The 19,243-nt window shown below is 35.8% G+C and carries 17 protein-coding genes; 4 read left to right on the plus strand and 13 right to left on the minus strand.

The genetic code is table 11. The features are described 5' to 3' along the window. Positions 1–54 precede the first annotated feature (54 nt). Together K4L44_03855 and K4L44_03860 are read left to right on the plus strand one after the other, a co-directional pair. Entirely contained in the window at positions 55–1,482 is a 1,428-nt protein-coding gene (locus K4L44_03855; protein QZE14971.1) for an IS66 family transposase, read from the plus strand. Positions 1,483–1,546: 64 nt separating this feature from the next. Beyond that, positions 1,547–2,767, plus strand: a complete 1,221-nt coding sequence (locus K4L44_03860) for an ISL3 family transposase (protein QZE14972.1) — start codon at positions 1,547–1,549, stop codon at positions 2,765–2,767. A gap of 2 nt (positions 2,768–2,769) precedes the next feature. Here K4L44_03860 and K4L44_03865 read toward each other — a convergent pair whose 3' ends face one another. The 7 genes from K4L44_03865 to K4L44_03895 form a co-directional block, all read right to left on the minus strand. Further along, positions 2,770–3,681: a hypothetical protein gene (locus K4L44_03865; GenBank protein QZE14973.1), complete on the minus strand. Its 912-nt coding sequence runs from the start codon at positions 3,679–3,681 to the stop codon at positions 2,770–2,772. Positions 3,682–3,777: 96 nt separating this feature from the next. Continuing rightward, a complete protein-coding gene (locus tag K4L44_03870) occupies positions 3,778–5,043 on the minus strand; it encodes a transposase (protein ID QZE14974.1) in 1,266 nt (421 codons plus the stop codon). A 388-nt stretch (positions 5,044–5,431) separates the two neighbouring features. Beyond that, positions 5,432–6,208, minus strand: a complete 777-nt coding sequence (locus K4L44_03875) for a LytTR family DNA-binding domain-containing protein (GenBank protein ID QZE14975.1) — start codon at positions 6,206–6,208, stop codon at positions 5,432–5,434. 1 nt (position 6,209) lies between these two features. Next, complete coding sequence (locus K4L44_03880; GenBank protein QZE14976.1) at positions 6,210–7,247, minus strand: histidine kinase; 1,038 nt, start codon at positions 7,245–7,247, stop codon at positions 6,210–6,212. Between the two features lie 370 nt (positions 7,248–7,617). Then, the gene (locus K4L44_03885; GenBank protein QZE14977.1) at positions 7,618–8,460 is read right to left on the minus strand and encodes a type 1 glutamine amidotransferase domain-containing protein; all 843 of its coding nucleotides are present in this window, start codon (positions 8,458–8,460) and stop codon (positions 7,618–7,620) included. Beyond that, positions 8,453–8,914: a hypothetical protein gene (locus K4L44_03890; protein QZE14978.1), complete on the minus strand. Its 462-nt coding sequence runs from the start codon at positions 8,912–8,914 to the stop codon at positions 8,453–8,455. The genes K4L44_03885 and K4L44_03890 overlap by 8 nt, the downstream gene beginning before the upstream one ends. Before the next feature lie 168 nt (positions 8,915–9,082). Further along, a complete protein-coding gene (locus tag K4L44_03895; protein QZE14979.1) occupies positions 9,083–9,442 on the minus strand; it encodes a DUF2147 domain-containing protein in 360 nt (119 codons plus the stop codon). A gap of 180 nt (positions 9,443–9,622) precedes the next feature. On the opposite strand from K4L44_03895, the gene K4L44_03900 reads away from it, so the two are divergent. After that, a complete protein-coding gene (locus K4L44_03900; GenBank protein QZE14980.1) occupies positions 9,623–9,955 on the plus strand; it encodes a hypothetical protein in 333 nt (110 codons plus the stop codon). A gap of 184 nt (positions 9,956–10,139) precedes the next feature. Here K4L44_03900 and K4L44_03905 read toward each other — a convergent pair whose 3' ends face one another. The 3 genes from K4L44_03905 to K4L44_03915 all read right to left on the minus strand — a co-directional run bounded on the left by K4L44_03905 (position 10,140) and on the right by K4L44_03915 (position 12,018). Next, positions 10,140–10,952, minus strand: a complete 813-nt coding sequence (locus tag K4L44_03905; protein ID QZE14981.1) for an alpha/beta hydrolase — start codon at positions 10,950–10,952, stop codon at positions 10,140–10,142. A 96-nt stretch (positions 10,953–11,048) separates the two neighbouring features. Further along, positions 11,049–11,762: a YafY family transcriptional regulator gene (locus K4L44_03910; GenBank protein QZE14982.1), complete on the minus strand. Its 714-nt coding sequence runs from the start codon at positions 11,760–11,762 to the stop codon at positions 11,049–11,051. 130 nt (positions 11,763–11,892) lie between these two features. After that, positions 11,893–12,018, minus strand: a complete 126-nt coding sequence (locus tag K4L44_03915; protein QZE14983.1) for an HTH domain-containing protein — start codon at positions 12,016–12,018, stop codon at positions 11,893–11,895. 155 nt (positions 12,019–12,173) lie between these two features. Here K4L44_03915 and K4L44_03920 point away from each other — a divergent pair, with 155 nt between their 5' ends. Then, a complete protein-coding gene (locus K4L44_03920) occupies positions 12,174–14,057 on the plus strand; it encodes a sulfatase (protein ID QZE14984.1) in 1,884 nt (627 codons plus the stop codon). Positions 14,058–14,155: 98 nt separating this feature from the next. Here K4L44_03920 and K4L44_03925 read toward each other — a convergent pair whose 3' ends face one another. From K4L44_03925 to K4L44_03935, 3 genes are read right to left on the minus strand one after another with little or no spacing between them, the layout of a single operon-like run. Further along, positions 14,156–15,013, minus strand: coding sequence for a hypothetical protein (locus K4L44_03925; protein QZE14985.1), 858 nt, complete (start codon positions 15,011–15,013; stop codon positions 14,156–14,158). Positions 15,014–15,023: 10 nt separating this feature from the next. Further along, positions 15,024–18,668, minus strand: a complete 3,645-nt coding sequence (locus K4L44_03930; GenBank protein ID QZE14986.1) for an ATP-binding protein — start codon at positions 18,666–18,668, stop codon at positions 15,024–15,026. Further along, positions 18,652–19,218, minus strand: coding sequence for a hypothetical protein (locus K4L44_03935; protein ID QZE14987.1), 567 nt, complete (start codon positions 19,216–19,218; stop codon positions 18,652–18,654). The genes K4L44_03930 and K4L44_03935 overlap by 17 nt, the downstream gene beginning before the upstream one ends. Positions 19,219–19,243 lie beyond the last annotated feature (25 nt).

Here is a 19,243-nt window from a genome sequence, read left to right on the forward strand (position 1 = left end):
TACTTTCTGTTATATTATTTTCTAATTTGTCAAGATCAATGAATCTTTGTAATCATGATAACAATAGATCGTTTAGAACGAGAGAATCAAGCTTTAAAGAAGCAGGTTGAGACATTACTGAAAGAGCTAGACAGAGTGATGTCACGAGTTCAAGCTTTGTCACAAGAGAATACTATGCTTCATGAAAAAGTAAAGGATCTAGAAGACAAACTATCGCGTAATCATAAAAACAGTAGTAATAGTAGTTTTCCACCTTCAAGAGATTTACATACAGTAAAGAAAAATCAATCACTTCGAAATAAATCCACTAGGAAATCCGGAGGTCAACCCAACCATAAAGGATCGACATTTCAACAGAGTGATTTCCCAACAAGCATAGAGTCATATTATCCTACATCGACGTGTCAGTGTGGTAATACATTAAATCAAGAAGACGCTAGCTTGTTATGCAAACGTCAGGTTTTTGACATACCACCTGTTCTTGAACAAATCTGCACGGAGCATCGTCTTTATGAAAATAGATGCAGTTGTGGTCAACTACACAAAGGTTCTATGCCCTCGAATATAAAAGCACCTGTCCAATACGGTTCTCATTTACGTTCACTAATTGTAAGCTTGTATGTTGAACATTATATCCCTTTAAACCGTATTGGTTCACTAGTGGAAGAGATAACATCATTTAAAATTGGAGATGGGACTATTACTAATATTTTAAATAAAGCCCAAGAGGTGATGACTCCTTTATATGAATCACTTCGTGAATCGATATCCAAATCCAGTGTAGTTGGCTCAGACGAAACAGGTTGCAAGATCAATGGAGGCAAAGGATGGATGTGGGTATGGCAAAATCATGAGGTAACATTCATTACAGCCAATAAGTCTAGAGGGTATAAAGTTGTCGTAGAAAATTTTAAAAAAGGATTTATTAATGCGACCTTAGTCAGTGACTGTTATGCTTCGCAATTAAAAACTCCAGCCAAACATTATCAACTATGTTTAGCACATTTACAACGAGAATTAATCTATATTAAACAACAAACGAATAACAGTTGGGCAGAGGATATTTTGAATATATTCTATAAAGCCATGAAATTAAAGAGAGAATCAGCCGAGAACCAATATCCTTTAAAAGACAAATCAATATTTAAAGAACAGCTTTTATTGCTGTTGAAAAATGACGAGTATGACGATCAGCTAGATGAGATCAAGACATTACGGAGTCGATTAATTAAAAGGATTGATAGTGTGTTTACTTTCTTAGAGTATTACGAAGTTCCTTTTGACAACAATGCATCCGAAAGGTCAATACGTAATATTAAAATAAAACAAAAAGTATCTGCAGGTTATCGAACAGAAGAAGGAGCCCAAAGGTATGCCATGTTACGCTCTATTGTTGATACACTTAAAAAACAAGGAAAGAGTGTAGTGAGAATGATTGCTCATTGGTTATCTCAAAACCATCTTAAGGTCAGTTGGCAATAAAATAATTTACACATTATATATTTTCTGAACCTCCATTCTTTAGCGAATGGAGGCTAAACTATAAATGAACCTGAGTAGTTACTTATTTACAGCCGCCTTGCATATTGAAAGTCCATTTTATATTGATTATTTAGATTTTGACACAGCCAATAAACGACTAGATGTTCATGTTTCTTTTACAAGAGGATCTAAATTTAGTTATGATGGTGAATGTGATCTAAGTGTACATGATACAAGAGAGAAACGTTCGCAGCATTTGAATTTCTTTGAAAATGAATGTTTCATAATAGCTAAAGTATCAAGAGTAATAACAAGATCTGATAGAGTTGTCACCTTACCTATGAGTTGGGAGGGAACAGTGAGTGGTTTTACACTACTATTTGAGGCGCTCTTATTACCATTACTTAGTAATATGCCAGTACATAAAGTATCGAAGCTTACAGGTATCTATGTTGATAAATCTAGGTCTACTGAAGATTTTACTGATCTAGAAGTGGTTGGTATTGACGAGACTTCATGTAAAAAGGGCCATAATTACGTAACACTATTTGTCGATTTAAAGGAACGAAGAACTGTACATGTCTCGGAAGGAAAAGGGTCTGACACGATTGCTTCATTTTGTGAGATTATCCCTCATAAGAAAGAAGAAGACATGCCAATAGAATCAGATTGTATCAAACAAGTTAGTTGTGATATGTCACCCTCCTTTATTAGCGGGGTACAAAAGCATCTACCTAAATCATCTATTACATTTGATAAATTTCATATTATGAAACTTATCAATGAAGCAGTGGATAGTGTTCGACGCACTGAATGTAAGGAAGAAGAGTGTTTAAAAGGTCACCGATATTTGTTTTTAAGTAATCAAGACAATTACACAAAAAAGCAAGAGGAGTCTTTTAATGATCTAAAGATATCTCATAGTAAATTAAAAAGTTTTAGAGCATTACGCATAAGAGAAAGTTTCCAAGATATTTATTCCTATGCTAATACGATTGAAGAGTTCGAATGCTTATTGAAACAATGGTATTATTGGGCAACACACTCAAGATTAGAACCCAATAAGAAGGTGGCTAAAACAATAAAAAATCATTGGAATGGAATCGTTAAGTGGATGGATACTAAACTTAACAATGGAATTTTAGAAGGCCTTAATTCTATTGTCCAATCCGCAAAAAGAAGAGCACGTGGGTTTAGAAAAACAGAGAATTTTATTACGATGATATACTTGATCACAGGTAAATTAGATTTTAGAAAAATCAACAAACATTATCGCTCTTTTTAGGATTACCCACCAAAGTTTGGAAAGAGCCTGTTTTTAGGTCCCCAGTTTGATACTTTTAGATTGTAAAAGGTCACGCTCTTTGATCTATTTTTACCTTTTTCTGTGATTCTCAAGATATAGTGTTGTGGTGTTGTGTTATCGTAGCGGCAATTAATATAGAAGACTGCCCCAAAACTATATAGAAAAAACAGAAATGTAATGAGTAAAATCGAGCCATAATCTCTAAGTTTTTTAAACATAAGTGTGATCTGATTCCTTCCTATAATAAGTAGGATTAGCAGAGATAACACTACGAGACTTGTTTTTAGCCAAACATTAGAATATTCATAGATGTTGTATTTCCCCACTGCACCAGTTATCATTGCAATAGATGAAAAGACAAGGGCAAAAATTACAGAAGGAAATTCACATTCACCGTAAATCATTTGGATGTATCCTTCAAAATATAGGATTGCAAAAATCGCAATGAAAGGAATTGCAAGAATCGCAAAAATCGCATAGTCAGACATGTCTGATATCATGCCCCAGATTAAAGAAATGGCTCCAAGTGTATTGATAACTATGGCTGTTTTTTTAGCAAGGGCTAGTTTTTCTTGATTTATCTCTTTAATTGGCGCATTTTTCTTTTCGTTTAACTTTTTCTGTTCAACCTCCCGTTGCTCGATTACATCGCACGCTTCAAATGTCTGGCTAATCCAAGAGAATAGATTATCATAGCCTACGACTCCTCTGTTGACCTTAATCCTCTTTTTTTGTTTGTCTTTAGGAATTAATAGAAGATATCCAGGGTTTTCTCGACAACCTTTAATTTCATCAAAGTATAGCTCTCTCTTTTGGGGTTTAAAATAACCGTAAGAGGTTAGCTTATCTTCCTCCACAATAAGGCGCTCTCTTTGTACATCCAGGTTTCCCATGATGCTAAAAACGTTTATCACTGTTATGATAGGTAGGGTAATAAGAAGATAAATGGGGGTACCTAAGAATAGTTTGGCTACCTCCCGTTTTTTTAGTCAGAAATCTAGATTGAGTCTCATTTGTCCTACGTCTACTTGTGTCTGTTTACTCTGTATTATATGTTTTGTGTAAACATTTGCCAATAAAATTTTAATTATCGTACTTATCTTATAATAGATAAAATTTCTGAGTTCAGATACCTTGTTTTTATCAAGTATCTTAATTTTGCTATCTAGCAACAACCTTAGATGCATGGACTCTAATGTGTTATAAAGGATTCCCATTGCAATGGTTAAAATTGCCAACATGCATTGCAGTCCATCAAACTTCTTTATTTGTATATTCTCTAAATCATAGCTTGATTTGATATGTCTATGGTATTCTTCTATTTTCCAACGAAAGCCATATGCTTGAAAAGCTTCCCTAATAACTTCTGTTATTGTATGCTTAGGTGAATTGGTTAATAACCAACATTTCCCTCCTGATTTGCGTTTTGTAGCAACAAGCCATAGCTCAAATTCCCTCTGCTTTATTCTATATTTAACCTTAACAGCACCACACTCAAAGTTTATCTTTTTACTTTTGTTTTTGCCTCTTTTATTGGCAGTTAATTCCATGAAGAATGGAATCTTTTTCCCAATTGTAGATACAGTAGTTTCTTTGCCTTTGTATATTAATTTGGTATTCTTTTTCAATCTGATTATGAAGTTATTTTGTTGACTAACAACATAATCCTTAATAATCTGACGATCAAATCCTCGATCAAACACACAAGTTACATTCTTATAAATAGCATTATCTACTTCTTTTAATGCTTCGATTGCTTCATTATTTTCACTCTTGGCTCCATGATCGAAACTGTACAGCTTATTATACAAAGGTGTCATCTTATTGGCCTTATCAATATGTACAACATTCATAAGCCAATAACCTAATCCAACCTTATTTTTCTCATCTCCATCTTTTACAAAATCCAGACCTTCCATGGTCTTAGCATATTTCTTTTGAATATCTGATCCATCAAATAGAATGTAGTCTCCTTCATGAATTGTATCTGACACACAATCCATATGGCCTCTAAGAAGTTTTAAAAAGAAACCTTTTTTATTGTAATGATTCCGAAGCCTTTTGGTCGTTTGTTGTTTGTCTATAGAATCCCCTATAGCTGTTGCTATTTGATTGATAATAACAGACCCTGTCTTAAGAATACCTGTTGTTATCTCACGTGTACAACGTAATTCTGGTTTGGTTAAATGACTATTTAATTTACAAAAATATAGACTTAACTTGTTCTGTATTTGTTTTGTAAGTATCTTGTTCATGAGCTAGGTTTTAAATGATTATGTTTTCACACTTAAAATAACATTTTTAATCTAGCTTTCCTCGTTTTTACACATATATTATATTGTGAATGTCAGATACTTGCAGTAATAATACAACTTTTTTCGGGAGGTAGTCAACTAAGAATAGTGGTAACAATCCAAGAATTGTGAAAATACCAAGCGCCAATGTTGTAAAAATCCAACGAGAATTAATATGGGCTTTCGTTACTTTAAATTCGTACATAGGAACGATTCGTTTGTAAGGTTTTGTGTCTGTCTTTTATAAAAGACATATATCAAATATATTAAATTGATTAGAAAAAAATGTATAATTAACATCAAATGCTATGAATCCTAATATATCTCACGTTTAATAGCCCCCTAGGTCTTATCTATCAAGCCATCGTTTGAATATGGCTGCCTTATCCTTGCCAACAACGATATCCATATGGTGTGTCGGTTCTGTTTCTAGTTTGAGTTTTCCATTAAAATAGTAATGTACTCTTTTGATGGCTTCGATATTGACAACGACTTGCCTGTTTATTTTAAAATAACAACTAGGATCTAGTTGGTCTTTTAAACTCTCTAATGAGTGGTTTATGGGGTACTCTCTCTTTTCGAAGGTGACAGCAAAGGTTACCCCATGGCTGCTGTAGAATAGGGCAATTTGTTCCATAGGTAGAAAGAAGAAAGATTCGTTAGACTGAATAAGAAATCGTTTTCTGTAATCGTTATGTTTATTCTGTATTATAGATGCCATCTCATTATAGTCAATGGAAGCATTTTTCTGTTGAATAAACTGTTTGTTATACTGAAGATACTTCTCGAGTGCTGCTTGTAGCTCCTCTTTTTCTATCGGTTTTAGTAGGTAGTCTAAGCTATTTACTTTGAATGCTTGTAGGGTATATTCATCGTAGGCGGTGGTAAAGAGGATCATGCTCTCTACTTGGATATGTTTAAAAATCTCGAAGCTCTTCCCATCGGATAGTTGAATGTCTAATAGGATCACTTCGGGATGTTTATTATTACGTAGCCACTTTATGGCAGCTTGGTTACTGCTAAGGCATCCTACCACTTCTGTCTCAATCTCTATCTCTTGAAGTGTCTCTTTGAGCAGTCGTTGAGCTGGTATTTCGTCTTCTATTATCAGTGTTTTTATAGCCATATTATGCCTCTATTAGTGGAATGAAGATGATGAATTCTGTCTCTGTTTGTTCGATCTTTAGTGTTCCTTGGTTTAGAAGTTCGAAGCGTTTGATCAGATTGGATAGCCCTGTGTGTGTTGAATCTATATTTTCTTTGAGTTGTAAGCTATTTCGTACGATTAACTGATTGGTTCCTTGTGTCTCAATAGCAATATGTAAAACTTGATCGATATTTGCAATATTGTGTTTGATGGCATTCTCAAGAAGTATCTGCAGGGTTAGAGGAGGAACCTCTTTGTCTAGAAAGTTTTCTGGCACCTTACATGAGTAGTCCAAAGCATCACCAATTCTCACTTTATGAAGGAAAATAAAAGAGTCGATAAATTCTAACTCTTTTCTAAGCGAGATGAGATCGTAGTTCTTACTTTGAAGTACGTAGCGATATACTTTAGACATTTTTCTCGTAAATGAGATCGCTGTTTCGGGATCGTGTTTTATTTCGGAGATTAATACATTCAGGCAGTTAAAAAGAAAGTGTGGGTTGACTTGATTTTGTAAGATCTTATATTCAGCCTTTAGTCTTTCCTCTTTGTAGTGTGCTGCATCCAATAGGGAGATTTGCCACTGTTTGAAGAAATTCATAGCCATAGAGATGCTGATACATCCAAGAAGTAGTACGAATGCCCCTATAAAAATGATGACAGTAGCAGGGGGATATGCTAAATATTTTCCATTGATATAGTACCAGATCGTAAATGGAATGACAATAGATAAAAACGACCACCCAAGTATTGTTAACAATTGAATGATCAACCTTTTTCGAGGGTTATCAAACCAAGGGAGCTTTCTATTTAAGTATCGATCCAAAAAAAGATTGCCTTCGGTGCTTAAGTTAAAGAATAGTAGGTATAATAAGCCGAAAATAGCTTTGGGAAAAGGTGGATTGAATTCAATATCATCTGGCATGGTGAATTGAACCAATTGCATTACAAAAATGGCATATACCGAAACCAAAACGACTCTCTTCACTGCATGATACCAATCTTTCTTTTTATCCATATTTTTCTTATTGCGTCTTATTTGTGAGTCCAAGTTATTGTAAAAGGAGGTTCTTCTTGTCGTGTGAAAAAGTAGATTCTCCCATTCTATGTAGCTATTTTAAGAAAAACTATCCATGAAATAGAAATGTTCAGTAGATCTTTTATGATACAATAACATTAAGGTATGAAATTGTGATCATGGGGGATGTCATTTGGACTTCTGTCTTAAATAATTGGAAAAGATATCTGCCAAGCATAAGCTAACGAAAGAGGCAAACCTTTTTAGGGGAGGTAGATTGGTTGTTATTATAAGAGTCCAAAAAAGGACTCCTATAACAACGATAATAAACAATAATTATAAACTATGTAGGGGGGTATATTTTTGTCTTTTAATGAGATGATTGTAATAATCCCATTATCTTTTGTGCCACTTCGTGTCCAGCATTTTGATTTTGTCCTGTTACAAAGCGTTTTTCTGAATCGATCACAGTAAGGTTGGCAAAGAGATCCATAAAAGCCGTATTGCTTTTATAGTCGGCCCCAGCCATTATTAGCTCCTCTTCTGGATGCATAGGGGTGAAGGTCACTTTCAACTCTTTGATCTGTTTATTTGTCACTCCTGTCATAATTCGACCTTCGATAAGTGCGTTGCCTACGCTATCTTTTGCTTGAATAAATCCTAAGGCTCCGTGACATACACTACCGAAAATTGCAGGGCTATCCTTATATGCATCACTTATCTTCTCTCCCAATATTGTGGAGTATCCTAGATCGTAGGCTGCTCCCCAACCTCCAGCGAAGAAGATCACATCGTACTGTGTAAAATCGATGTGGTCTATTTTCATGGAATGTTTTACCTTATTTTGGAAAAGAGAATCTTTCAGAAAGCGTTTGTCTGCTTTGGTTCGGATAAACCAATTAAGCGATTGTTTTTCGATAGGTATCTCCCCACCTTGAATGCTTGCGATATCGACAGCCATCTTTGCATCGGTAAATTCATAATAAGGAACGGTCATCTCTGAGGCATATACTCCTGTAGGCTTTCCTGTAGTTTCGCCTGGTGCGTTTAATATCCCATGACTCGTGGTGATGATGAGTGCTCTTTTCCCCTCTAAGTCGTATTTCTTCCCCTTGTATTTGGGGTGTAGACCCAATGCTTGTAGAATGTTTGGCATAAAGCATAGGATAAGTATTAGGAGTACTACGATGGATACTATTAATTTGCTATTCATTGTTTGGCGATTTTGGGGTGTAAATGGATAAAATAAACATAATCAATGAAAAGACGATCATCACATAGTTTGCTACTCCACCAGGTGCTGTACCGGTTGTGATAATCGGTTTCATCATACCTAAGATAAGTCGCATCAAATATTCGATGAAGAGGAATATATACATCAATGGAACCAAACTTCTATATCTTATCGAGACAACCCCATAGAAGATTCCCATAATAAGTTGTGATAATCCCCATAGAGAGAAGATCAAAATAACGGTTTGGGTAGCTTGAGTGGAGTAGCTGTCAATAGGAATGGTGGCGATACTTTGGGCCCCACCATCGGAAGCAAACATATGAATCAGGCTACGAGTGACGGTAATTAGTGTAATCAGGAAAAAAAAGTATAAAGCGATCTTTTTCCCCTTGTAAGTATTGTCTACAGTCTTTGGAAATATTTTCTCTAACATGATTATTTATTTAAAATGACACTTTTGTTTATTCTCAAATTGACAACGTAATGAAAGGGATATTGGCTCCTTCTACAAAGTCTAAAATGGCCATACCTATTGTAACTAGTTCTTTTTTTGGGACATGACTCATGTATTATACCTCTGTACGAATCTATATGGTTAGACCTATTCTGTGTCTATTTTAGTCCAATTTAAGGTTTTACTAAAGAACCCAACCGAGATCCTAATCTCTAGTTTGTTATCCTTTTTATGTAAATCTACATCATACCATGCATCACGTTTTGGAGCATATAGCTTCGCAGTCCATGCCTCTTTTTTGACTTTAATATTTTTTAATATAATCTCCCCAACCCTTGCTTTGGGATTGTCTGAAGAGATCATTTTGCCTATATAATCTCCATCCTGGGCTTCAATTTTTATCACCGTATTTTGGTCACCAGTATGCCATGATCCGATCAACTTTGATTGAGCCGAAGCAGCGATGCTGATAACACTAAGAATTGCTACAAAAAATATATGCTTCATATTTGATTCTTGTTTAATGATTCCTACAAATCTAAGCTGTTTTGCTTTTCGTGTTTAAGAAAAAATGTTCAGGTCGAATATCTGATGATAGAATCGAATAAAAGCATTATGAACTTCTAAAAGAACATGCTTTGTGATTCATTTGTTTTGATATAGTAGTATACCTTTTTTGACGCCTCTTTGTTCAAGTTTGGTGAACTCTATAGTGATGAGAAAAGACTTCGAAGGCAATTTATTGAGGAGACTGGAATACTAGTGTGGTTAAATATTGTCGAAATAATCTATTGGGTTATATATCAATACAGTAATTGTTTTAGTATAGACCTTCATCGTATTGCCAAGAGTATCATGGATGACTATGATCCAAACTATAAGTTTTTAGATTACTCGATGATTGGATTTATTCTCTTTTATAAAGAAAAGAGCCATAAAGTTCTACAAGCAGAAACACTCCTCTCTCAAAGACTTCATCCTCGATATGAAGCCTTGGTGAGAGGAGTGTCTTGTCTGTAAATACAACCACAGAACTTAGTCTAAAGAGGTGTCATAATTGGAAACGATTTAGTTCTTTGCGATTCGTTGGCAAAAGACTAAAATAGGGGATCTGTTTGTGCTCCTTTTCTTTTTAAATCCACTTTAACGCACCTCCATGATAGGATTGCATTTGTCGCTTGAATCCACGTCTTAATGTCTATCTCTATTTGTTCGTTGTGATCTCTAGTAATATCTTTTCTAGTATCATATTAAATGCTTCGGGTTTTTCTATCATAGGATAGTGGCCTGTAGCGGGAATGACCTCAATATTAAAATTCTCTTTACAGTGATCATTAAGTCCCTCTATATTCGTAGGAGTCGCATCACTATGGATCAGATGCAGTTTGTAGTTTAGCTTTTCTAACTTAGGAGCGTCATGCATTAGGAACTCCATCTGTTTCATGCAGGTTTCATATCCTACATGTGAATCGCTCTCGGAGAAATCTCTTTTTACACGATCTTTAACCTCTTGGGTGGTGGTAGGAGAGAACAGCGCCATATCGGCATATTGTGGTGCCGTGTTTTTGAAATCTTTTTTTAGCATCTCAAAGAATTCATCAAACTGCTCTAGTTGTTCTTTAGGAAATACGACATCTATTAGTTTGAAGTTGTCGATACCAACGATACCAATGATGTTGGGATTATTGGATAGTGCTGTTTGAAGCATGATTTCTCCAGCCATAGAGTGTCCGATGACTACAATGTTTTTCATCTTTAGCTCATGGATAAATGCCTTTATATCTTCAGAATATGCCTCTATGGACCACTCCTCTCTCTCCGCTTTTGATCCACCAAAACCGGGAAGATCTAATGCATACACATGATACTGTTTGGAGAAATAATCTATTTGATGACTCCAATAGGATTTATCAATACACCAACCATGAATAAATAGTAAGGAGATTTCTCCTTGCCCTTTCTCTATGTATTGGATCTCTACTTGGTTGTTCTGTAGGGTAATTTTTTTTGCACGCATATCTTATCATATTTTGTTATGGAACCCTCCTCTTATAAAGTGTAACAATATAGAAGAGGTATGTTCCGATGGTTTATGGTACAAAAATAGAGGGTCCTACTGACAGCCCTCTGTCAGGGGTCTATATAATTTTTTGGTACGCTCTTCTAGATAGCGTTCCATTTTAAATGTTTTATCTAGTAAGAAGTGAGATTCGAGTAGTTCAAACTCCAGAATTCTGTCCAAACGAAACTCTCTTAATTCACCCCTTAATTCGCAATAGGTGATCGTGGACCAAACCGCACCACTAAAGTATACGGCATAAGGTCGTATTGTTCGTTCTGTGATCTGTTGGGGATCACGTGCTTGGTATCTGATCTTCACTTTCATGCTTTCGGTGATGGCATGTTGTATTTCATCTAAATACAAACTGGTTGGAGCCCAAGGTTTGTGATAACCGATTCGTGAGTCTAACAACTCCAATTTATCTTTGTCGTGAAGCGACAGGATTGACTTGATCTTTAATAGGGCAGACTCATAATTTCTCTTTAGTGAATCTTCTGCGTGGTATTGTAGAATTTTACTTGTAGTAATCAGTGCTCTTGCCTCTTCTATGGTCAACATCACAGGAGGCAACCGATATCCATCCACAATAAAGTAACCTTTTCCCTCTTCTTCTCCTATAGGAATCCCTGCCAGTCTCAATGTTTGAATATCTCTGTAGATTGTTCTAGTGGATACTTCGAACCGTTTGGCTATCTCCCCAGCAGTAGAGATCCTCTTGGATTGAAGTTGAATAAGAATGCTTGTTAATCGGTCTAGTCTATTCATTATTTGTCCTAATATATGTACAATTCTTCGAATTTATCAAAACTCGTGAAACTATTGTATCGCAGTAATTTGAAATTATATTTTATTATTCTGAAGATTCTTGTATTATTCTTATTTTGTTGGCAACACATTAATGAATATCTCTGTAGATTGTTCTAGTGGATACTTCGAACCGTTTGGCTATCTCCCCAGCAGTAGAGATCCTCTTGGATTGAAGTTGAATAAGAATGCTTGTTAATCGGTCTAGTCTATTCATTATTTGTCCTAATATATGTACAATTCTTCGAATTTATCAAAACTCGTGAAACTATTGTATCGCAGTAATTTGAAATTATATTTTATTATTCTGAAGATTCTTGTATTATTCTTATTTTGTTGGCAACACATTAATTCTATAAAACGACAAACTGTATGAGACTATTTATGTTGACCATCATTTGGATATGGTCATTCCAACTTATTGCGCAAGAGAAGCCAAATATTCTATGGATCACCATTGAAGATACCTCTCCCCAGTTTATAGGTTGCTATGGAAATAAGGATGCACAAACCCCTGCTATTGATAAACTTGCTTCAGAGGGTGTGCTATTTAATAATGCTTTTTCTACAGGAACAGTATGTTCTCCTAGTCGTACTGCTATTATAACAGGAGTTAAGACGTATGAAACGGGAACAGGAAACCATCGAAGTGCTATTCCTATTCCTGATTATATCAAAGGGTTTCCCTACTATCTTCAAAAACAAGGGTACTACACGAGCAATAATAGCAAAACGGATTACAATGTAAAGAATGAGAGAGCGTTTATTGCAGCATGTTGGGATGAGAGCTCTCCCAATGCAGGATGGTGGAAAAGAGCGAAGGGGCAACCCTTTTTTGCAGTTTACAATTTTATGGATTCACACCAATCCAGGACGATGACCAATACATATGAGTGGTATGAAGACCATGTTTTGAAGAATGTAAAGAACCCTATTGGTGAAAATGAGTTTGATATGCCTCCCTTCTATAAGGATTCCCCAGCAATGCGCAAACAGTTTGCACGTGTTTACAACTCCATTAAATTAACCGATAGTAAGATAAACAAGCTGCTTCAACGTCTAGAGAAAGATGGTTTGAAAGAGAATACCATCATATTCTTCTATGCAGATCATGGGGAAGGTATTCCTAGGGGGAAAACCAATGGCATCAACTTAGGATATCGTGTCCCATTTGTAGTATGGTTTCCTGAAAAATATGAACATCTATCTCCTTGGGGAACAGGAGGTGTGGTCTCGGATGAACTGATTAGTTTTGAGGATTTAGCCCCAACACTCATCAGTCTTGCAGGAGGAGAATGTCCTGATTACCTGAAAGGGCGAATCTTGATGGGCAACCAGCGATCTCCAAATACAGACCACTTGATACTCTCTTCGGATAGATCCGATAATGGGATAGATATGGTTCGTACGGTAACCAATGGAAAATATGTCTACACTAAGAATTTTATGCCTTTTATGCCCGAGGCGAGATATATTCGCTATATGGAGATTGGCGACATAAAACAACAGATGCGAACGGACTACAAACAAGGACAACTGAATGAGGTGCAAAAAAGGTTGTTTGAACCGAGGCCCTCAGAGTCGTTATATAATATCGAAGAGGATAGATGGGAGTTGGTTAACCTGATTGATGACCCTGAACACCAAAAGATGGTGAAGCGGATGAGAAAGCAGTTGAAAAAAGAGATGTTGCAATCTCGTGATGTTCTGTTGTTGCCAGAATATGAACTGAACATGGTGGCGAAAAACATTCCTCCCTATGCTTATCGAATGGAAAAAGAGTATGCTATCAAAGAGATAGGCAAGGGTGCTTGGATGTCAGGAGAGAGAGGGGCTAAGATTGCTCAAAAACAGGCAAAGAATCTTTCTGATCCTAATAAGGTTGTTCGTTACTGGGCATCGGTAGGACTAAGATCTCAATCGAAGTCTGACTTGAATTCTTGCAGAGCTGATATTCTGAAAGCAATAGAAGATCCATATGCACCTGTAGCAATCACTGCAGCTGCTATTGCATACAATCAGTGGAAGAATAGAAAGGCTGAGTTATTACTTAAAAGTTACTGTATGGATTCTAATAATGATCTTGCGCTATTGTCTATTCACTATTTAATGTATGTGGAGGATAAAACCCCTTTTGTCGAAACGATCAAAGCATCCCATGAAATCAATGGGCGAGATTATAATGCAAAAGCAGCAGCCATTGATTTTCTAGGAAGTATAGGGCTGGTTCCAAACAATCCATCCTATAGCCAATAGAAGATGAATAACACCGTATTTACATGATTCCCTTGGCTAGGAATTATTAGAAAGAATCCTAAAAGAGTCGCTTTTAGGATTCTTCTTTATTACATACATTACTCCTTCGACAAGCTTATAAATATCTCCTGTTCTAAACATCTCTTATATTGATGAAATAGATCAATTAATTGTGCGACCTCTTCATTTAGGTTCAAAGAGGAAGTGGATCTAAACTGTTTATCATATAGTGTTTTGTTTCCATATCGTTGAATTAGATCCTCTATATTTTGGGGTATAAAGAAAGACGCTCTGTCTCCAAGATATTTAAAATACTCATCTCTAAAAATACGTATCCCCTCAAAATCAAAATCTCCAAAGTGGATATAGGAATTGTCACCCTGTTGTAGCCATCGAATTAAATCTTTGGATTGGGGATAGCGACTAACAAATAAGATGGATTTATGGTCAAAAAGACTTATCTGTTGTTGGATATATCGAAAGTTCTCTGGATTCTCGATACCAACCACTACGGTCTCCGAAGGGATATGAAAGCTTTCATAGTCGTGGATATAAGTATAGGTTCCTTCTTGGGGGGCTATCACCAATGCCTTATTGTGCATCTCAGCCTCTATGGGAGCCACGCAGTTGACCAAAAAACCTTTAAACGTACGCACCACAGAAGATTTCGAATCGGAGGAGGCTATGATATTCTCAGCCCTTGTGGTGCCACTCTCTAAATTGCGGATATATACCCCTAGATCGTGAATCCCCATCTCGTTGTGCAGATAGTTTGTTACAGCTTCAGGGGTGAGGACAAAGACGGTCTTTTTACTGCGACCTTGAAGTTTTATATTCAGCACGCCATCATCAATCATTTGATTGATGATGGCATTTTTTAGTTGTCCTAAAGGAATCGATTCCCCTAGGATTAAACGTTGTATCTTTTTTGCCGTCTGGATGGTTATCTTCTTCATCTCTTCCTTTTTAAATAGGATTAGAAACAATACGTTTAATGGTCGATTGTTTTTTACTGTCTTTACTGATTTTAAAGATATGACGATAGTTTAGTGGAGTGTTCTCTGTTGGCGAACCATTGATAAGTAAGATGTTTCGATCATTTGCAAAATGAAGTATTCCTTTCACATTGGTAGGATGAAGTTTTCCAATCTCATCCATCATACAGTGTAGTTTGAAGTCTTTAAATCTTCGAGAAGCTCCCTCTTTAAACACATTGAGAAGCATAATGTTGATCATGGCTTTCACCAGAACATCTGTCCCTTCTGATCCAACATTACTAAGTTTTTCGACCCATCCCGTGTCGTTGCCATTCTCCTCTATCCTGAATGTCAATTCAAAAGAATCTGTTAGTTTTATCTCCGTATTTTTACTTTGGTTGATCTCTTTAACTAGTTGTTTTAAAAGATCTACCGCTCTTTCATTGCTCTTGTCTTGTTTGTTTCCAGAGAACAGATTGGCCTCCCCTAAGATATGGGCATTTTCGTCGTTAAACGCTTTTATTTTCTTCAAAAGAATAACTGCACTATTCTTGCTATCTGTAATCCCTAGTTCAATATTATTAATGGCGGTAACAAAATTCTTTTGCCTGAAGTCTGCATTGATCTTATTGATGATCCTTTTAATCTCTCCTGTTTTCGAAATAAGTGAGGTGGTCTCTTTTCCTACAAGTTTGATAATATCTGCAAAACGTTCGTTGATCAGTTTCTCATAATGCTCAATTAGATTGTCTTCGATAAAATTGTTTAACTCCTCTGCTTGATCTATATATTCTCTGTTTTCGATGAGTCTAGTAGGGAAGTTAAATAAATTTCCTTTGGAGAAATGAGATAGAAACTTATCGATATTCTCTCTTAACTCTTGATTCTTTTTCGTTAGAGTGACATCATTATTTAAGATCTTATCAATAATATTGATTGCAGTCTCTTCTGTTTCTATCGTAGCAATGTTCTCTTTAACTCTCTCGAAATAGGAGAGTGCTTCCGAGACAGATTGCCTGTTGTATTTCTCTACATCGGCATCCAAGACCTCAATATGCTTCTCTATTATATGGATCTCCTGTTTCAGTGAATCGATCTTTTGTAAGAAGAGTTCCTTTTGATTATTAAAATCAGACTGCTGTTGTTGTAGCTTACTATTTAAGGTGTCTATTTTATTGGAAAACTCCTTCACTTTGTCAAACAGTTCTCTTTTATCTTTTTCATATTCACTCACGATAGACCTATTCTTCTCAATAAAAAGAAGTTCATTGTCCACCGTTGTAATCTGTTTGTCAATCTCAATAATACGATTCGTATCTGCTCCTTTGCTATGAAGTTCAGAAATTTGCTGTGTCTTTAAGTTGGCAATCAGTGCATCTACAGTTCCTTTCTTTTCATTAATTTGATGTTGCAAGTTCTCTTTGGTAATTTGATTTTCGGCACAAAGTTTATTGATCCTACGTGTTTTCTCTTTTTGTTTATTCTCTTTGGCTTTGCGTAATTTCTCTTTACATTCTTTAAGTTCTTTGAATGCCATCTCTTTAACCGAAATAGCACTATTTATCTCTTTTTGCAGAATACTGATGGCCTCAATTTTATCAGTCTGAGCCTTCTGTATTAGAGAATTAAGGTTTTGCTTCTCTTTCTCTATCTGCTTGTTTAATTGTTCTGCATGAAATTCAGACTGACGTATCTTCTCTTTAAGCTCTTTTATCTTGGGCTGATATCGACGTTGAATCTTTACTCTCTGTTTCTCTATTGACTCGGATGTCACTTGAATCTTTTGACGATATGCTTCGATTGTAGAAGTATAATTCTCTATCTCGAAACGGTAGTCCTCTATCGTCTTAATCTTTATTTCTAAATCCTCAAGGTGGATATTTACGCCATATAAAGAGGTGCTATTATCCGACAGCTTAGGAGATAGTCCATCTTGAAAAAGTAGCTTTTCATCTATCACCTTACCAATTGTACTCTCCCAGTTTGGTCTATTTTGATTTAACCAGCCATAGAGTGAATCACTACTTTTGGCTATTTTGTCTTCTATATCTTGTTTGACTTGAATCGTCTGATTTAATTCTTTTTTCAGACTATTCATGTCCATCCAATAATCGTTTTCGGCCTTCTGTATTGCATAATCCCACTTCGTTTGTAGTGTTTCAATCTGTTGCTTGAAATTACCACAATTGTTTATTTCTGTACTTCTTGATAATTGTGCTTCGCTGATCTCCTTTTGTTTGCGTATGATCTCCTCATCGTATAATTTTGTATACTCTAATTTTGTCTTCTGGTTGTTGAGGTTGTGTACTGCCTCTGATTTGATCAATAGAGATGCCTCTTTTGTCTCAATCTCTATATGGAGATCCTCTTCTATCTTTTGTAACAAATCACCATACTCTTTGTGGAGATTGGAGACAAACGCGATTTCCTGTTTATCTATTTCAATCTTTTGTTCCTCTTTTTGATTCCTAAAAAGATGAAACTGATTTTGCTGTTCCGAGATGAGTGCATCAAATTTGTTTTGAATGTCACTATGTTGATTGGTTAATATCGTACGCTCTTTCTTTAGCGAATCTAGCGCTAGTTTGAGTTCTTCATTCTTTGCCACTCGACTTATTAACTCCTCAATGTTTTTACTTGCATAATAACTCTTCTGTCGTTTAGAGTCTTTCATCCTATTGTTTAAGCCAATGACCTCCTCTTTGATCTTGTTCTCTCGTTTATGGAATAGTCCTTCTAGGTGGTTTAATTCGTGCTTCTCTTGGTTTAATATCTCTTGTTTCTCTATCTCTCTTTTAACGCACAGAGGTCTCTCTTGCTCTATAAAATCAAGTCGGTATTTAAGCTGTCCTGCAAGATTGTTTTGTTCCATCTGAAGATGACGTAAAGCCGAAAGGTTTGTGATGGCACTATTGGCTTGTCGTTGCACCGAAGGATATCGAAAACTCTTGATATCATTAAGTTGTTTCTCGAAATCTTTTAGGTGATGGTCATATTGTTCTAGATCTATCTTGGTGTTCTCCTCTTCCATGGAAGAGATGATTGTCTGTTTTATTTCATCTGCATCTAGCTTGGTATTTAGAAAGACATTTTGGATTGTACGGTATATGTTTTTATACTGCTTTGCTTCCAGTAGTGCATATCTTTTATACTCTCTCTTTCCTGCATAGTTGCCGAATAGGATATCTCTGTAGTCGTCGAAGCTACTGATTATAGGAGAGACATTCACCCTGTCTGCATCCAATCTTTCTCGGATCGCATCCCACGTAGCAAATGCTTCATGCGTCTCTTTAATAAAATATTCCGATTTATATGGGGTGTCTATAAAGCGATAACAAACTCTATTCTGTGACTTAAAGGCTAATACACAAAAAGCTCCTGTCTCTTTTATCACTTCATAAATAATATAGGAGTTTGTATGTTTGAGATACCAATCTACGAAACTTTTAGAGGTAGGTCCTTTAGGAATCCCCAACTTTCGTGAATCTGCATTATAAAAGAAAAGAATCGCACGTAGTACCGTGCTTTTCCCGACTCCTTGGGTACCAATAAAGTGTATATTACCATCCAAAGGAACTTCAGCATATGGGATTGTTGCACTATTAATGAAAATAATTTTATTTAGGTATCTCATTTTGAACTTCTTCTGAAAGGTTAATACTTAGGACTAAGTTTTCTAAATAACTAAATGAAGAGAGGACTTTATAAGCGTCTGTTGTTGCATCCTCTAACTCTACAAATCCCTCTTTCTCGAGACTTTTAATCAGATCCCCTATTTTTTCAAGTTCCTTTTCTGACTTGGTATATTTCTTTAAGGATGATAACTTATTCCTAAGCGTGGCATTTCTCTTAAGCTCTACGGTTATTTCGGAAGGGGTAAAGCGATAACCAGAACCAAAAGAGGGATCATATGTTTTAAAGAGATCGAGAATGTCAATCCATCGAAATGCTTGTTCTAGCTTTCTTGTTATATCCGCTTTCTGTTCATGTCGTGTGAAATAGAAGTATTCTACACCTTGTGTTAGAATGTAATTTATCTCTTTAAAATAGCTTGCTAATGCGTCGAAATGATCCTCTATATAGTTGTATAGTCTCTGTCTTTGTGGTTCGGAGCTATTAGAACATATAAAATTCCCTTTGCTCAATAACTCGAATACATCATTCTTATAATTATTTATTCCCATCGATTTAAATTTGATATGAACACCT

The organism is Prolixibacteraceae bacterium (assembly GCA_019720755.1).
GTDB lineage: Bacteria > Bacteroidota > Bacteroidia > Bacteroidales > Prolixibacteraceae > Halosquirtibacter > Halosquirtibacter laminarini.

Excerpts from the sequence above, each read along its gene's own strand:
- K4L44_03925 (QZE14985.1), bottom strand. The coding sequence starts at position 15,013 with ATGAAGAAGATAACCATCCAGACGGCAAAAAAGATACAACGTTTAATC.
- K4L44_03895 (QZE14979.1), bottom strand. The coding sequence starts at position 9,442 with ATGAAGCATATATTTTTTGTAGCAATTCTTAGTGTTATCAGCATCGCT.
- K4L44_03860 (QZE14972.1), top strand. The coding sequence starts at position 1,547 with ATGAACCTGAGTAGTTACTTATTTACAGCCGCCTTGCATATTGAAAGT.
- K4L44_03930 (QZE14986.1), bottom strand. The coding sequence starts at position 18,668 with ATGAGATACCTAAATAAAATTATTTTCATTAATAGTGCAACAATCCCA.
- K4L44_03865 (QZE14973.1), bottom strand. The coding sequence starts at position 3,681 with ATGGGAAACCTGGATGTACAAAGAGAGCGCCTTATTGTGGAGGAAGAT.
- K4L44_03905 (QZE14981.1), bottom strand. The coding sequence starts at position 10,952 with ATGCGTGCAAAAAAAATTACCCTACAGAACAACCAAGTAGAGATCCAA.
- K4L44_03920 (QZE14984.1), top strand. The coding sequence starts at position 12,174 with ATGAGACTATTTATGTTGACCATCATTTGGATATGGTCATTCCAACTT.
- K4L44_03855 (QZE14971.1), top strand. The coding sequence starts at position 55 with ATGATAACAATAGATCGTTTAGAACGAGAGAATCAAGCTTTAAAGAAG.
- K4L44_03875 (QZE14975.1), bottom strand. The coding sequence starts at position 6,208 with ATGGCTATAAAAACACTGATAATAGAAGACGAAATACCAGCTCAACGA.
- K4L44_03885 (QZE14977.1), bottom strand. The coding sequence starts at position 8,460 with ATGAATAGCAAATTAATAGTATCCATCGTAGTACTCCTAATACTTATC.
- K4L44_03915 (QZE14983.1), bottom strand. The coding sequence starts at position 12,018 with ATGAATAGACTAGACCGATTAACAAGCATTCTTATTCAACTTCAATCC.
- K4L44_03935 (QZE14987.1), bottom strand. The coding sequence starts at position 19,218 with ATGGGAATAAATAATTATAAGAATGATGTATTCGAGTTATTGAGCAAA.
- K4L44_03890 (QZE14978.1), bottom strand. The coding sequence starts at position 8,914 with ATGTTAGAGAAAATATTTCCAAAGACTGTAGACAATACTTACAAGGGG.
- K4L44_03910 (QZE14982.1), bottom strand. The coding sequence starts at position 11,762 with ATGAATAGACTAGACCGATTAACAAGCATTCTTATTCAACTTCAATCC.
- K4L44_03870 (QZE14974.1), bottom strand. The coding sequence starts at position 5,043 with ATGAACAAGATACTTACAAAACAAATACAGAACAAGTTAAGTCTATAT.
- K4L44_03880 (QZE14976.1), bottom strand. The coding sequence starts at position 7,247 with ATGGATAAAAAGAAAGATTGGTATCATGCAGTGAAGAGAGTCGTTTTG.